Consider the following 14,357-nt stretch of genomic DNA (forward strand, 5'->3'; position numbering starts at 1 on the left):
GTGACGGGGACTGCTCCGTCACGCGAACCGATAACGCCGATGTCCGTGCGTCAGGCTCAAGCCACCTCGGCCTTTCCGGTCGGTTGTGTTTCATCGCCCTTGCGCGTCAGCAACAGCAGCGTCGTCACGCTGATGAGGGTCAACACGGCGAGCGGCATCAGCGCGAGCGAATAGCTGCCCGTCGCGGCCTTCACCCATCCGTAGACATTCACCATCAATCCGCCGCCAAGCAGGTTGGCGATGGCGTTGACGGTGGCAAGACCGGCTGCAACCGCACTGTTCGAAAGCATGTCGGTCGCCAGTGCCCAGAACGGGCCTTTGAACGAGTACGCACCGACCAACACCGCGCAGAGCATACCGAGCGTCGGCACCAGCGTTCCGCTCAACGAAGTGCCAAACAACCCGAGACCGATCAGCAGCATCGGCACGACCGTATGCCAACGGCGTTCGCCGAGCCGGTCCGAACGGCGGCCCCAATACACCATCAGCACGGATGAGAGCGCGTAAGGCACTGAGTTCAGCAGGCCGGTCTGCATGACGGTGAGGCCGAACGATTTCAGCAACTGCGGCTGCCAGACGGACAACGTGCTGCCCGCCGCCGAGGCACAGGTGTCGACGAGTGCCAGGCACAGCACGTAACGGTTGCGGAAGAGCTTCGTCAACGGCATCGACAAGACCTTCTTTGGCGCCTTGTGCTCGGCGGCGAGCGTGCTCGCGAGCCATGTCCGCTCGTCCTCATTTAGCCATTTCGCGTCTTTCGGCTTGTTGGCCAGGAGGAACAGGCAGGCAATGCCCAGCAGGATCGTGGGCACACCCTCGAGAATAAAGAGCCAGTGCCAACCGCGCAGACCGGCGATACCGTCCATCTGAAGCAGTAGCGCGGAAATCGGCGAACCGATGAAACTTGCTGCCGGAATGGCGACCATGAACGTTGCCACGATACGCGCGCGATACGACGTCGGAATCCAGTACGAGAGGTACAGCAGGACCCCCGGGAAGAAGCCGGCTTCGGCCGCACCCAGCAGGAATCGAAGAACGTAGAAACTCGTCGCGTTGTGCACCAACGCCATCGCCGCCGACACAATGCCCCACGTGATCATGATGCGAGCGATCCAGAGTCGCGCGCCATACTTCTGAAGCGCGAGATTGCTCGGCACTTCACAGAAGAAGTAGGAGATGAAGAACAGGCTGCTACCGAATCCGAACACGCGCGCCGACATGCCAAGATCGTGATTCATCTGGAGCGAGGCCATGCCGACGTTGCCTCGGTCGATGAAGGCGAGCAGGTAACACACCATCAAGAACGGGACGAGACGCCACACGACCTTCCGTACGGTCTGGCGCTCGATCGCGGATTGCTCCCTAACACCCGTGAGTTGCATCGTTGTCTCCCAATTTATTGTGCACCGGAGCGCTATTGTCTGAGTCGTTGCGTGGCGATAGCGGACACGCCCGCGGCGGCCAGTACGGTGTCCCATACGGCAGCCATCGCCGCGATGGGTGTCCCCACGCCTGGCGCGTCCGACGCCGTTATGAAAGCGTCGTTCCGCGGGTTTCCGGCGCGAAGAAGACGACGATCGCAGCGGCGATGAAGGCGACGATCGTCGTGGACAGCCCAAGGACAAAGCCGCCCGACGTCGACGCTAGCGCGCCGATGACCAGCGGTGCGATGAAGCCACCAAGTCGTCCGCCGTTGTAGGCGAGTCCCATGAAGAAACCGCGCTTCGCGGTGTTTCCGATGATTTCTGCGAGGAACGGCCCGGCGCCGGCAAAAATCCCGTTGACGCTGAACCCCGTGAGGAATATCGCCGCCATGAGCAGCATCGCGTTCGACGACAGGATGTACACGAGCACAGCCCCCGCGCCCACCAGCAGATAGGCCAGGAACATCGGACGGCGACCAAGGCGGTCGACAAAGGCCGAGAACAGCAGGAACCCCGTGATGGCGCCGAACTGAAGCGCGAGCACAAACTTCAAGCTATGCACGAAGTCGATGTGTTTCACCGTGACGAGGAATGTCGGCGTCCAGGTGAACACACCCCAGTAGAGGTACTGCAGGAAGAAGATGAACGTGAACGCGAGCAGAAGACCGCGAACGTTGAGCTTCTCGTCGCCCGCCTGGGTGCCACTCGAGGGCGTTGCGCTCGCCTGCCGCCGCTCGAGCCAGATGGGCGACTCAGGCGTCTTGCGTGCCACCCAGAAGAGGATGAAGAACGGCAGCGCGCCAATCAGGAAAAGCAGACGCCAACCGCTGTCGACAAGACCGCCGTACGCGGCGCTCACGATGCCGGAAATCGCAATCGCGAGAATGGCGCCGATGGGCAGCCCCATCTGCATAAGCGCCCCACCCTTGCCGCGACGGCTCGCATGCCAGGTCTCTGCAATGAGGGCTGCGCCGGCAGTCCATGTCCCGCCCATGCCCAACGCCCCGAAAAAGCGCAGCGTCGCAAACCAATGCTCGTTGGGCGCGAACGCCAGCAAGCCGGAAAACAGTGAGTAGATGCCAATGCACAGCAGCGCCGTGCGCACGCGGCCCAAGCGGTCGGAGACGTAGCCGAAGAGAATGCCGCCGACGATCTGCCCGGCCGCCGTGATGCTGGTGAACAGGCCGAGCTGCGCCTTGCTCAATCCAAACTGAAGGGCCAGCGTCGGCAGCAAAAGCGAGAGCAGGAACGAGTCGTAGCTCTCGAACGTCCATCCCAGGCCAGCCAGCGAGAGCGAGCGCCATTCGCCCTTGGTGATCGCCTTGTAGCCGCTCCCGTGTCCCGTATCGGTGAGGCTTGCCTCGGAGAGGCTTGCACTAGTCTTCATTCTTTGTCTCCTGACATATCTAAGCGATAAACTGACGCGGCCGTGCGGCTGAACAGCGCCGCCTTTTCATCGGCCGACATCGCACTCGCCAATCTTTTGAAGGCATTCCACAGAACGCCGTAGCTGAACATCCCCTTGTCGACGGGGAAATTGCTCTCGAACAGGCAGCGGTTCGCACCGAAGAGGTCGAGGCAGGTGTCGAAATACGGCCGCCATGCGGCGGCGAGCATGTCGGACGACGGGGGCAATTCGTTTGCGGCAAACCCGAAACCGAACACGCTCAGGCCCGCACCACCCAACTTGATCACGGTGTTCGGCAGACTGGCCAGTCGCGCCAGCCCGCGCGTCCAGCGCGCCCAAACGTCCTCTGCGGTGTTGGCGTGAGGCCCAACGCCCAGGGGGCCGCCAAAGTGATCGATGACGACAGTCACCTCCGGTGCACTCAGCGCCAGCGCATACAGCTGATCGAGTTGCGTGTGATAAACCCAGGCATCGAGCGACAGGCCGTACTTCGCGAGGGTTCGCACGCCCTGCTGAAACGCCGGGTTTTCCATGAGGTCGCGCGGCGGCGTGACGGGACTGGAACTGACCGCAGGACTCTCGTGCCACGCGAGCGGATTGCGAATCCCGCGCAGCCTGCCCCCGGACACCTGCAGCATGGCCTCGAGTACGCCCTCCAGATCCCACCCCAGCGTCAGGTCCGCGCCCCCGACGATGGCCTGGCAGACCCTCGTCGGCCCGTAAGCCCCACTGGCGAACATGGCCGCGACACCGTTGGCGAACTCGACTTCTCCGAGCGGTTTCATCGGCTCCGGACCATCGCGTCGGAGCATCGATCGACACTGGACATAGACCGTCGACACAATGCGGTGCCCGCTCGCGACATCCTTGCCGAATTCATCGGCGAGATACCGCCCGGTTTGACGGTCCCAGAGATGGTGATGCGCGTCGACGATGGGCAGCGCCGGTTCGAGCGCGGCTTCTTCGCGCAAGGCCAGCCACGCTTCGCGAACCGTCAGGTGAGGCGCATGGACAATTTGCATGGCGCGGTCCCCGTCAGCCGTTCGAGCGCATGCCGTTTGCGGCGTCGACCGGATCGTGTCCGGGATCGGACACCGCTTCGCCTGCGTTCGCCCCGGGGTCGGCCAGCCATGCCGTGGTCAGTGCGCCCACCAGCAAAAAGGCCGACACAGCAATCAACGGTGCGGTGAAGCCGCCCGAGAACTGCTTGAGCGCACCGATCATCGAGGGTCCGACAAACCCACCGAGATTGCCGACCGAGACGATCAGCGCGAGGCCACCGGCGGCGGCGCGTCCTGTGAGGAAGCCAGACGGAATGGCCCAGTAAGTCGCCTGGAACGCGAGAATGCCGCTCACGGTAAAGCTCAGCGCAATCAGCTTGAGCACCGGCGCGTCGACGAACGTGCTGATGCAAAGCGCCACCGCCGCGACGCCCAGGGCGCCGGCGACATACGGAATGCGGTGCTTCGCACGATTCGCGACGCGCGCCCACACGATCATGACGACCGCACCGATGGCGTACGGAATCGCGGTCAGCCAGCCCACCACCGAGTGCGCAACGCCAAACTGCTTGATGATCTGCGGCATCCAGAGGCCGACACCCAGCGACCCCACGATGCCGCAGAAGTTGATGAACGCCAGCACGTAGACCCGCCAGTTCGTCATGGCGTCACGCAGGCTGCTGCCATGCTTGGTCCCGATGTCGCGCTGCTCGTGCGCGATGCGCCGCTCCAGGAGCGTTCGCTCGGCCTGCGTCAGCCACTTCGCTTTCGCCGGCCGGTCGGCCAGCACGAAGAGGCAAACCACACCGAGGACCACCGCTGGCAGGCCTTCCATGAGCAGCAGCCATTGCCAACTGCGCAGACCGTGCAGGCCGCCCAGTTGCAGCAACGCCCCCGAAATTGGCGAGCCGATCATGTTCGCGACGGGAATGCCGACGAGGAACGCGGCGGTGACCTTCGCGCGCCATTTCCCCGGGAACCAGTGCGTGAAATAGAGATAAATGCCGGGCGTGAAGCCCGCTTCGGCGAGGCCGAGAAGAAAGCGCGCGGCCGCGAAGCTCTTGGGGCCGACGACGAAGGCCGTGGCCATCGAGAACAAGCCCCAGGTAATCATGATGCGCGCGATCCACACGCGCGCGCCGACCTTCTGCATGATGAGATTGCTGGGGATTTCGAAGAGGAAATACCCGATGAAGAACAACCCTGCGCCAAGGCCAAACTGTTCTGCGGTCAGCCCCAGATCCTTGTTCATCGTTAACGCGGCGAAGCCGACGTTGGTTCTGTCGAGGTAGCTCACGACATAGCAGAGAAAGATGAAAGGCAGAATCCGCCAGAACGCCTTGGCAAGCGTTCGCTCGCTCGCGGCATACTCGTCGCTCGCGAAGTGCTGACTGTGCGGCGTGTCGCACCCGGTGGCGGCGGGCGCGGCGGTGATGGTTTGCGAAAGGGTCATGCTTGCTCCTCCACCGCACTACTTATGGTGCGATATCGATATAGGGGGCACCGGGCAGACCACCCGGTGATCAAACGTCAGGACTTCGTCTTCGCCTGTTTGGGCAACGGCCCGGGAATCGTCATCTCGGCTTTCAGCACGGTGCCCGTGACCGACTCCGTCATGAACAGCGTTTGCATGTCGGGGCCACCGAAGCACAGATTCGTGAGCGACGCCCCTTCCGGGCTGATGAGTATGACCTCCGGCTCGGCGCGGTGGTTGAGCCCCCATGCGCGACCGAGGCCCGGATTCGCGATAAAGAGCCGCCCGTTGACGTCGACCGTCAGGCCATCAGGCCCACTGGGGCCGTAAGAGGTGAAGAACTGGCCGACCTTGCTGACCGAGCCGTCGGACTGCAATGGCACACGCCAGACGCAGTTGCCCCGCGTCATGGCGACGAAGAGGACCTTTTCGTCCGGCGAGAGCACCAGCCCGTTGGGGCTCGGGCACTGGCTCAGCAGCGTGTCCAGCTTGCCGTCTGGCGAGAGGCGATAGACGCGGCCCGTGGGGTCGTGCAGACCGGTCTGTCCCTGATCGGTGAAGTACAGGTTGCCGCGCGAATCGAAGGTGAGATCATTCACACCGCGAAAGCGCTCGGTATTGCGACGCTCGAGGTACGGACGAACCTCACCGCGCGCGATATCGAGCAGCATCAGGCCGTTGCGATAGTCGGTGATGAGCAGATGCGCGTCGTCGAAACGCTTCATCCCATTCGGTTCACCGTCGTACTGCACGACGAGATCCCATTCGCCCGAGGACGAAATACGGAAAATGCGCCCGTGCGGAATGTCGGTCACGAACAGGTAGCCGGCCGGATCCCAGACGGGTCCTTCCAGGAACGAGTCGGTGGCCATGCCGCCGCGATTCGCCAGCGCCCAGTCGGTCTGGACATCGGGCTTGCGGAACCGCACCGGCATGCGCGTGAAGACTTCCGCTTCGCGCACTTCGGGTGTTGTGAGAAAGAACATGCTCTGCCCTCCGGATTCGAACGCTAGGCGGCGTCGCGCGCCTGTGCGTTGACGACGGCAAGCACGTTGGCGGCAGCGCCCTTCCCCATGTTCACGTAGGCCGCGTCGCTCACGCCGCCGATGTGCGGGGACAAGATGACGTTGGGAATGCCCTGGAACAGATGGGGCATGGTCATCGGCTCGACATCGAAACTATCGAGACCCGCCGCACGCAGTTGCCCGCTGGCGAGTGCCTGCGCGAGCGCCGCTTCGTCGATGAGGCCACCGCGCGCCGTGTTGACGAGAATGGCACCCGGCTTGAAGCAGCTGAGCGTTTCGCGGTTGAGCATCTGGCGGTTCTCAGCGGTGAGCGGACAGTGCAGCGACACGACGTCCGACGCCGCATACAGCGCCTCGAGCGACACGAGCTTGACGCCTTGCGGTGCCTCTTTCGCATACGGGTCGAACGCCACGACCGTCATCCCGAATGACAAGCCCACGGCGGCGACCCTGCGCCCAATGGCCCCCAAGCCCACGAGACCGAGCGTGCGGCCCTCCAGTTCGACCGACTTGTGCGTGGCCTTGTCCCAATGGCCAGCTCGCAGGCGAGCGTCCAGATGGGGGACCGCCTTGGCGCAAGCGAGGATGAGCGCCCAGGCATGCTCGGCGACGGCGGCGGCGTTCGCCCCGACGGCGGCCAGCACGGCGATACCCCGCTCCTTTGCCGCCGCTTGGTCGATGACGTCTATGCCGCTGCCGTGCTTGGAGATCACGCGCAGATTCGCTGCCGCGTCCATGATCCGGGCGTTGATCTTCCCGTAGCGCACGATGATGGCAACGGGCTTGTGGTGTTCACACAGGGCGACGATGTCGTCTTCCGTGGGCTGCTTGCCCGCGAAGATCAGCTCGAAGGCATCGAGCATGGCGATGGCTTCGGGGGCGAGGTCAGCGGCGGTGACCAGCAGAACCGGCTTTTGCGTCACGGCAGTCATTACAGCGTCTCACCTTCGGCCAGCATGCCGGCGGCCCGCAATTCCTTCTCGACCCACGCCGGACGCAACTGCTCGCCGCGCAGAATGCCGTCGATGCGCGCCGTTTCTGCTTCGAGCTTCTTTTGCGCCAGATCGATGATGCGCGCCACGTCCTGCCGTGCAATGACGACGACGCCATCGGCATCGCCGACCACGAGGTCACCAGGATTCACCGCGGTGCCGCCCAGCGAGATGGGCGAGTTCACCAGGCCGGCCACGCTCTTGGTCGGGCCGCACGGATTCAGGCCTGCCGAGAAAATCGGGTAGTCGCCGTTGGCGAGTTCGTGCGCGTCGCGCACGGCAGCGTCGATGATGATGCCCGCGATGCCGGTCGCCTTTGCCTGAGTGGCCATGATTTCTCCCAGCAGCGCGCAGCTCACGTCGCCCTTGCCGTCGACCACGATGACGTCGCCCGGCTGGGCGATCGCCAACGCGGCATGGATAGCCAGATTATCGCCCTGGCGGACTTCGACAGTAATGGCCGGACCCGCGACTTTCATCTTGGGGGACAGCGGTTTCACCCGCCCGTGCACCGTGCCGCGACGGCCAGCGACGTCGGCAAGAATGGCGGCCTGATACTTGGCTGCCGCCTCGACAAGTTCGGGCGAGACGCGCTCGATGTTTCGTTGGATGGAAGTGCCTGCGGGAGTCGTGCTCATAATTTGACCTCAAATGATGCGCTGTACGATGTACAGAGCTAATGTACAGAGTGAAATAACTATAAGACAGGCGACGCATGACCGGCACTAGCGTTTACCCTTTTACTGGGTAAATTGTCGCTGTACCATGTAAAATGGTATCTATTTGACAGGGGAACGGGATGGGGAACGACGGGGTCGCCGCAGTCGAGAAAGCGCTATCGCTGCTCGACTGTTTCAAGCCGGGTGCGGAATCGCATTCTCTCGGTACGCTTTCGCAGGCGACCGGGATGCACAAGACGACCGTGTACCGACTGATGAACTCGCTTGAACGAATGGGCTATGTGGTGCGCTCGTCATCGGGCAACTATGCGCTCGGCCATCGACTGCTATATCTGGGCAAGCTGTTCGAGCAATCGTTTCACCTGTCGACGGTGGTCGAGCCGGTGTTGTTTGATCTGGCTGCGCTGGCGAAGGAAAGCGCATCGTACTACGTGCACGAGAATGGCAACCGGCTTTGCCTGTTCCGGGTTGAGCCGTCCGAGGGGCTGCGCGAGACGCGCCTTCCGGGCACGTCGCTGCCGCTGGACGACACGGCCATCGGCCAGGTCATTCGGTTCTGGGGGTTGAACGAGCCGCTGTACGAGCAACCGCCGACGATCCCCATCTTCACGTCGGGTGCGCGCGACGTGCATACCGCGGCGTTTGCGACGCCGGTGTTCGGTACCGATGACAAGTTCATGGCGGCACTCACGCTCTCCGGTCCGGCCTCGAGACTGAATGCTGCGCATGAATCCGGCGAGCTGGTGGTCCCGCAATTGCGCGCCGCGGCCGATTTGTCGCGGAAGCTCGGGGCGAGTGCCGCGTTTTGCGAGCGGTTCTACGGCGTATGAGCGCGGTGGGACGTGGGATCCTTGTTGACGCCGGCAGCGCAATCAAATGCGCGTGTGCGGTGCCGGTGGATGCCCGCCCCCCTTTCTGGCGCACGACTTACGCAAAACAATGTATTGCCCAATAGCGAGAGCGGATAACGATATGCTTTGACATTCCCGATCCGCCCCTGTATTGTGGGCCTCGAAATATTCAAGAAGCTCGATTGCTGATCACCATTTTCCGCCTTGTCTGCGCGGTACTCGTTGTCCTCTCCTCTTCCTTGAAGTTTTTGTCGCTCCGCGGTGGAGCTGTATTTTTTTATTTCAAGGATTCAATATGGATACCGGTACTGTTAAGTGGTTCAACGATAGCAAGGGCTTTGGCTTCATTACTCCTGACGCTGGCGGCGATGATCTCTTCGCTCACTTCTCGGAAGTTCGCGGCGATGGATTCAAGACGCTCGCGGAGAACCAGAAGGTAAGCTACGAGACGAAGCGTGGCCCGAAGGGCATGCAAGCCTCGAATATCACCCCGCTGTAACGTATTTCAAGGGCCGGTCTTCCGGCCCTTTGCTTGTCTGCCTCACGCGCGCGCTTCCTCGCGCAGCGACGCTCCCCCCCCCCCGATCCGATCGCCACACCTCAACGTGCGCATCGTTTGTCGTTTAGACACAATCCGTCTCCCCCCAACTTTCAAATTGTCTTGCTTGTATGGCGCGAATGCCATGTGTGCGCTCGACAATCGCTAATGCAAAATATCGAACATCACCACCAATACAACGGCTACTCAATTTCCCCATCCGCGCACCAACTATCGGACGGCTGGTTTGCGGCCAACCTCGTGCTCGTCAGAGGCGGCCCCCTGGACGCCGATCCTGTTTCGTACAATTTCTACGCGCTCGACTATTTCGACAACGAAACGCAGGCGCTGGGACACGCCACCACGTGGGCGCGCGACTGGGTCGACAATCGCGGCTAGACCGCATTTCGATTTCGCAGCGGATTGAGTCAAAAAGCAAAAAGCCCTTGACGCCACCGTCGCGGGCTCACTGACTTCGTTTCACCGCCTGGATACCCGACACCGAGTCAAGCACTCAGAAGTCCCAGATGACCGGCACCCGACGACAGGCGTCCACAAAATCGTGGAGATCCACCGGAAAAGGTTCGCTCAGTCCGGCCGGAGTGTCCGACTCGACAACGGGTGGCGAGTCCCTGGCGACCCTCATCGCGAGCGCGACATTGCGGGTGGAACATGCATGTCTACACAGCAGACGATGGCGTCGACGCCAGAATCATGCTCGCTCAGATAGACGTGCCCCACGCCACTGTCGAAATAAAGACTATCGCCTGGCGCCAGCCGAAATTCGCTGCCATTTTCAAACTGCAGCAACAAACTGCCTGACAAAACAAACACGAACTCTTCGCCCGCGTGGCGAATATAGTCAGGAAAATCTTCCAGCTTGCGCGCGCGAATGTGTGCACGCATCGGCACCATGCGCTTATTGGCAAGGTCGGAGGCGATCATGCCATAGCGATAGTTGGGGGTCTCGTATATCGTCTGCTTCCCCGCTTCAGTGAACGATGGACTCATCCCTGCGCTGAGTTCGGCGTTGCCATGCCCGAAGATGGCCGAGTAATCCAGGCCGAGTGCACGGGCAAGCGCGCCAAACTTGTCGTAGGTGAGCGCAATGTCGCCGCGCTCCGCCTTTGAGATGGTCGATACAGCGACGCCTGAGCGCTCGCTCAACGTCTTGAGTGTCAGCCCGTTCTCCTTGCGCGCGCTTCGCAGCCGGGCGCCCACCGTTTCATGACTGACCTGGCCGTCGTCGCGCTTCTGCTTGCCTGACGACGCAGGCTTCTTTGATGTAGATGGCGTCATAGGACTTTCACTGAGCGTGTACGGTCCAGACAATACGAACCGAACACATGAAACCGATTGCGTTGATTTTTTGACATTTTCTCGTATACGAGAACTTAAATTCTCATATATGATAACCGGAACAGTCATGGACGCCTTGCGTCTGCGTTGACCGACGCATTGTCATTCTTCTCCGAGCCCAAAAAATGAACAAAGAAATCACACGTTTGCATACCAATGTCCGCATGAGTCAGGTGGTCATTGCGGGGGGTGTCGTATATCTGGCCGGGCAAGTGCCGATGACGCAATACGCCACGATTCCCGAGCAGACGAACGAAGTCTTGACGCAAATCGATGGGCTACTCGCCGAGGCGGGCATCGACAAAACACGTCTTCTGACGGCGAACATCTGGCTTTCCGATGCTCGTTATTTTGACGAATTCAACCGCGTATGGGACGCCTGGATTCCGCAGGGACATGCACCAACGCGCGCGTGTGTTCAATCGCTGTTGATGAGAACCGGCTTCGACGTGGAAGTTGCCGTGACGGCGTTGGCCTAGGCCGTGCGACATTTGCCAGGCGACATCCACGATTTGGCGTTCACGACGCCATTGCGAATCGGTCGACCTATTCAAACCGTCCACTGTGGCATTGCGACGCGACCACGCGGCTAGCCACAGCAATGGGATAACGACAGTGTCTCCATCATGAAATTCGATGTTCTCGTACTCGGCGCCGGGATCGTCGGCGTCTCGACGGCTATCCATTTGCAGAGTCGTGGCCTTTCGACCGCGCTCGTCGACCGCAGCACGCCCGGTCGGGAAACGTCATTTGGCAACGCCGGATTGATACAGCGTGAAGGCGTGTATCCGTACGCGTTTCCTCGCGACATCGGAACGCTGCTTCACTATGCGCGGAATCAATCCACGGATGTGCGCTATCACCCGTCGGCGCTGCCGAGCATCGCCCCATTTCTCGCACGATATTGGCATCACTCCGCGCCGCAACGCCATGCCCGCATCGCCCGTCAATACAGCACACTGATCGAGCATTGCTTGACCGAGCACCAGGCACTCATCAAACGTGCAGGTGCGGATGATCTGCTACGCGAAGGCGGGTGGCTAAAGGTCTTCCATCGGCGTGATGCGTTCGACGCAGCGCTTCTCGATGTCGAGCGCTGGCAACGTGAGTACGGCGTACCGTTTGAGCGACTCGATGCAGCGCAACTTCAGAAGGATGAGCCGTCGCTCTCGGCAACGCTCATCGGCGCCATTCGCCATACGGCTTCGAGTTCGATTCGCGATCCCGGCGAATTGGTTACCCGCTACGCGCAGTACTTCACATCGATAGGTGGGCAGATCATGCGCGGTGATGCGACCACGTTGAAGCCCCATTGGCGCGTACAGACCCTCGAGGGGGAAATCGAAGGTCGGCACGCCGTTGTGGCCATGGGGCCTTGGTCCGACACGATTACGCGTGCGCTGGGTTACCGGCTGCCGCTGGCGGTCAAGCGCGGCTATCACCGGCACTTCCTGCCCGACATCGGTACAAAACTGAATCAACCGGTATTGGATGCCGAGAGCGGCTTTTTGCTGGCACCGATGAACCAGGGAATTCGTCTGACAACGGGCGTCGAACTTGCGTTACGCGATGCACCGCGGACGCCCGTTCAGCTAGCGGCCGTTGAACCTCTGGCGAGACGGCTGTTCCCGCTGGGAAAAGCGGTTGAATCCGAGCCATGGATGGGTTGTCGACCGTGCACGCCCGATATGCTGCCGATCATCGGCCCGGCCCCCCGGCATCGGGATCTTTGGTTCGCCTTCGGTCACGCGCATCACGGTCTGACGCTCGGCCCCGTGACCGGGCGTCTGATTGCCGAGATGCTCACTGGCGCGCCGACGTTGGTCGACCCTTCTCCATTTCGTGCCGATCGCTTCTGACTCGGTATCGCTTCGCCGCCCCACTCGAGATGTGCCGCCAGGCGGCACATCAGTCGAAAAAAAGCCCTTCCAGAAGAAGGGCAAACTTTGCCGGAGTTTTGGCGATTCCCGGCAAAATATTGGGTCAACCTACGCGTGATCGATTGGATTGATCTGTGGCGTCGCGGCGCCACCCGATCAGACGAACGGATTTTCGACGCGAGGCCAGTACTCGAGGCTACGGCGTCGATAGGGGAGTTTTGCGAAATCGGGGGTCAGTGCGCCAGGGGCTGCAACGTGAAGAATCGCTTTTGCCCGGGGGGCAAATTCGGCATGGAAGTGCTGTGTCGACTTCACGATCACAAGTCGCTTCGCGTCCATCGCAACGCCTATGCCGGTGAATGCGTCCACACCAATGACTTGGGTTCGTACGGAAACGAGCACGATGTCCAATCCGTTTGGCCCTTCAACCCAGACCGAACGGCCCAGTGGAATCGACATGCCGCCAAGGCTCTGCGAATGCGTATCATGCACGGCTCGAACGGTGACGCGCAGGTCAATGGGGTCGCCTGAAGCGGCACCGCATTTGCCACCGACGCGAAGATCCAGCGTGGCGCCGACGCCGGCGTCCGCGCAGATTTGAATGGCCCCCAAATCCCACAAGCAACCCAGGGCAACATCGGAAATGCATCGCTCGACGACTCGCCGAAGGATGAAGGTGCTATCGCCAGGGGCGCCACCACCGGGGTTGTCGGCAACATCTGCCAGGACGACCGGACCGAGGCCGACGGCCAAGGCGGCGTCGAGCCCTTGATCCAGGTCATACCATTTGGGCTGGACGTCATGTCGCATTGCCCAGAATTCACTCCCGAGTTGCTTCGCCAACGCACCGGCGCGCGCCGGGTCACCGTCCGCAATCACCCAAAGCTTTGCGCCGGCCTCGGGGACATCGCCCCAGGGGAATCCATGGCCCAGCGACACAGAGAGAATGCCGTCGCGCCCCTCGAACGACTGCATTCGTCGCACAAAGCCGGCCATGGGTTCCGATGTGGTGTGCCAAGCGCCCACCATCCGGCAATCGTGCACGGCGGTTACCGGGGTGACCTCCCCCTCGGCGGCTTGTGTGACAAGTCGATAAACTTCACGCAATCGGTCGATCGCATCGGTATGCGGATACTCTTTATAGGCGATAAGAATGTTGGCCGCGCACTGCATCAGCTCAGTGAAGTGGCAATGCGGATCAAGCGTCGCGGCAATCGGTACCTCGGGGCCGACAACTTCACGAATGCACGCGAGCAGGTCGCCTTCGCAGTCGTCATGATTCTGCGCCACCATGGCACCGTGGAGCATGAGGACGACAGCGTCGAGCGGTAGCGCTGCGCGCACACCGGCGACGATCTCGTCACGCAGCGTTTCATAGACCTCTCGAATGACGGGGCCCGACGGCTGCGCCTCGGCGCTGAGCCCTTCGGCGATTTCGTTTCCGTCCGAACGGGCGAGTCGCCGAAGTTCCGCCATCAGATAGCCCACGCCTTCCGGCGCGCGAATGCTGGCGTCGCCCCGGAAAATCCCATTTTCCTGAAATCCCCCCCACCCGGTGGGGCACGGCGCGAAGGTGTTGGTTTCTGTAGCGAGTTGTGCCGCGAAGATCTTCATGGTGAGTCCAGATGTGTGAAGAAGCGTGTCCTTCACACTGTATTTGGACCTCGTTGCCTGATTGTGAGCAGTGTGTATCCACATTGACACAGAAGCGGGTGCATTGTCTGC

14 protein-coding genes are annotated in these 14,357 nt (G+C 61.5%); 5 read left to right on the forward strand and 9 right to left on the reverse strand.

Annotated features, from left to right (window positions below):
* Positions 1 to 56: 56 nt before the first annotated feature.
* From OYT13_RS15375 to OYT13_RS15405, 7 genes are all read right to left on the reverse strand, one after another.
* Positions 57 to 1,382 carry an MFS transporter gene (locus tag OYT13_RS15375; RefSeq protein WP_268566531.1) on the reverse strand — a complete coding sequence of 442 codons (1,326 nt, stop codon included), beginning with the start codon at positions 1,380 to 1,382 and terminating at the stop codon, positions 57 to 59.
* Positions 1,383 to 1,530: 148 nt separating this feature from the next.
* A complete protein-coding gene (locus OYT13_RS15380) occupies positions 1,531 to 2,811 on the reverse strand; it encodes an MFS transporter (protein WP_268566532.1) in 1,281 nt (426 codons plus the stop codon).
* Entirely contained in the window at positions 2,808 to 3,854 is a 1,047-nt protein-coding gene (locus OYT13_RS15385; RefSeq protein ID WP_017231951.1) for an amidohydrolase family protein, read from the reverse strand. Before OYT13_RS15385 ends, OYT13_RS15380 begins: the two co-directional genes overlap by 4 nt.
* Before the next feature lie 13 nt (positions 3,855 to 3,867).
* Complete coding sequence (locus tag OYT13_RS15390) at positions 3,868 to 5,286, reverse strand: MFS transporter (protein WP_017231950.1); 1,419 nt, start codon at positions 5,284 to 5,286, stop codon at positions 3,868 to 3,870.
* A gap of 77 nt (positions 5,287 to 5,363) precedes the next feature.
* Complete coding sequence (locus OYT13_RS15395; RefSeq protein WP_017231949.1) at positions 5,364 to 6,293, reverse strand: SMP-30/gluconolactonase/LRE family protein; 930 nt, start codon at positions 6,291 to 6,293, stop codon at positions 5,364 to 5,366.
* Between the two features lie 23 nt (positions 6,294 to 6,316).
* Positions 6,317 to 7,264: an NAD(P)-dependent oxidoreductase gene (locus OYT13_RS15400; RefSeq protein ID WP_017231948.1), complete on the reverse strand. Its 948-nt coding sequence runs from the start codon at positions 7,262 to 7,264 to the stop codon at positions 6,317 to 6,319.
* Positions 7,264 to 7,962, reverse strand: a complete 699-nt coding sequence (locus tag OYT13_RS15405; protein WP_017231947.1) for an RraA family protein — start codon at positions 7,960 to 7,962, stop codon at positions 7,264 to 7,266. The genes OYT13_RS15400 and OYT13_RS15405 overlap by 1 nt, the downstream gene beginning before the upstream one ends.
* Before the next feature lie 161 nt (positions 7,963 to 8,123).
* On the opposite strand from OYT13_RS15405, the gene OYT13_RS15410 reads away from it, so the two are divergent.
* The 3 genes from OYT13_RS15410 to OYT13_RS15420 all read left to right on the forward strand — a co-directional run bounded on the left by OYT13_RS15410 (position 8,124) and on the right by OYT13_RS15420 (position 9,792).
* A complete protein-coding gene (locus OYT13_RS15410) occupies positions 8,124 to 8,834 on the forward strand; it encodes an IclR family transcriptional regulator (RefSeq protein WP_017231946.1) in 711 nt (236 codons plus the stop codon).
* Positions 8,835 to 9,150: 316 nt separating this feature from the next.
* Entirely contained in the window at positions 9,151 to 9,354 is a 204-nt protein-coding gene (locus OYT13_RS15415; protein WP_017231945.1) for a cold-shock protein, read from the forward strand.
* Between the two features lie 207 nt (positions 9,355 to 9,561).
* On the forward strand, positions 9,562 to 9,792 hold the full coding sequence (locus tag OYT13_RS15420) for a hypothetical protein (protein WP_017231944.1): 231 nt from the start codon (positions 9,562 to 9,564) through the stop codon (positions 9,790 to 9,792).
* 243 nt (positions 9,793 to 10,035) lie between these two features.
* Here the strand turns inward: OYT13_RS15420 and OYT13_RS15425 are convergent, their stop codons facing one another.
* Positions 10,036 to 10,692, reverse strand: a complete 657-nt coding sequence (locus tag OYT13_RS15425) for a helix-turn-helix domain-containing protein (protein WP_268566533.1) — start codon at positions 10,690 to 10,692, stop codon at positions 10,036 to 10,038.
* A 185-nt stretch (positions 10,693 to 10,877) separates the two neighbouring features.
* Between OYT13_RS15425 and OYT13_RS15430 the strand changes: the two genes are divergently transcribed.
* On the forward strand, positions 10,878 to 11,231 hold the full coding sequence (locus OYT13_RS15430; RefSeq protein ID WP_268566534.1) for a RidA family protein: 354 nt from the start codon (positions 10,878 to 10,880) through the stop codon (positions 11,229 to 11,231).
* 147 nt (positions 11,232 to 11,378) lie between these two features.
* Entirely contained in the window at positions 11,379 to 12,611 is a 1,233-nt protein-coding gene (locus OYT13_RS15435) for an NAD(P)/FAD-dependent oxidoreductase (protein WP_268566535.1), read from the forward strand.
* Positions 12,612 to 12,788: 177 nt separating this feature from the next.
* Here the strand turns inward: OYT13_RS15435 and OYT13_RS15440 are convergent, their stop codons facing one another.
* A complete protein-coding gene (locus OYT13_RS15440) occupies positions 12,789 to 14,246 on the reverse strand; it encodes a M81 family metallopeptidase (protein ID WP_261938322.1) in 1,458 nt (485 codons plus the stop codon).
* Positions 14,247 to 14,357 lie beyond the last annotated feature (111 nt).

Origin of the sequence: Pandoraea sp. XJJ-1 (assembly GCF_026802345.1) — a bacterium.
GTDB classification, from domain to species: Bacteria; Pseudomonadota; Gammaproteobacteria; order Burkholderiales; family Burkholderiaceae; genus Pandoraea; species Pandoraea cepalis.

What these genes read in the sequence shown, in the direction of transcription:
- OYT13_RS15405 (WP_017231947.1), bottom strand. Translation starts at nt 7,962, where the DNA reads ATGAGCACGACTCCCGCAGGCACTTCCATCCAACGAAACATCGAGCGC.
- OYT13_RS15440 (WP_261938322.1), bottom strand. Translation starts at nt 14,246, where the DNA reads ATGAAGATCTTCGCGGCACAACTCGCTACAGAAACCAACACCTTCGCG.
- OYT13_RS15425 (WP_268566533.1), bottom strand. Translation starts at nt 10,692, where the DNA reads ATGACGCCATCTACATCAAAGAAGCCTGCGTCGTCAGGCAAGCAGAAG.
- OYT13_RS15380 (WP_268566532.1), bottom strand. Translation starts at nt 2,811, where the DNA reads ATGAAGACTAGTGCAAGCCTCTCCGAGGCAAGCCTCACCGATACGGGA.
- OYT13_RS15435 (WP_268566535.1), top strand. Translation starts at nt 11,379, where the DNA reads ATGAAATTCGATGTTCTCGTACTCGGCGCCGGGATCGTCGGCGTCTCG.
- OYT13_RS15430 (WP_268566534.1), top strand. Translation starts at nt 10,878, where the DNA reads ATGAACAAAGAAATCACACGTTTGCATACCAATGTCCGCATGAGTCAG.
- OYT13_RS15375 (WP_268566531.1), bottom strand. Translation starts at nt 1,382, where the DNA reads ATGCAACTCACGGGTGTTAGGGAGCAATCCGCGATCGAGCGCCAGACC.
- OYT13_RS15420 (WP_017231944.1), top strand. Translation starts at nt 9,562, where the DNA reads ATGCAAAATATCGAACATCACCACCAATACAACGGCTACTCAATTTCC.
- OYT13_RS15400 (WP_017231948.1), bottom strand. Translation starts at nt 7,264, where the DNA reads ATGACTGCCGTGACGCAAAAGCCGGTTCTGCTGGTCACCGCCGCTGAC.
- OYT13_RS15415 (WP_017231945.1), top strand. Translation starts at nt 9,151, where the DNA reads ATGGATACCGGTACTGTTAAGTGGTTCAACGATAGCAAGGGCTTTGGC.
- OYT13_RS15410 (WP_017231946.1), top strand. Translation starts at nt 8,124, where the DNA reads ATGGGGAACGACGGGGTCGCCGCAGTCGAGAAAGCGCTATCGCTGCTC.
- OYT13_RS15395 (WP_017231949.1), bottom strand. Translation starts at nt 6,293, where the DNA reads ATGTTCTTTCTCACAACACCCGAAGTGCGCGAAGCGGAAGTCTTCACG.
- OYT13_RS15385 (WP_017231951.1), bottom strand. Translation starts at nt 3,854, where the DNA reads ATGCAAATTGTCCATGCGCCTCACCTGACGGTTCGCGAAGCGTGGCTG.
- OYT13_RS15390 (WP_017231950.1), bottom strand. Translation starts at nt 5,286, where the DNA reads ATGACCCTTTCGCAAACCATCACCGCCGCGCCCGCCGCCACCGGGTGC.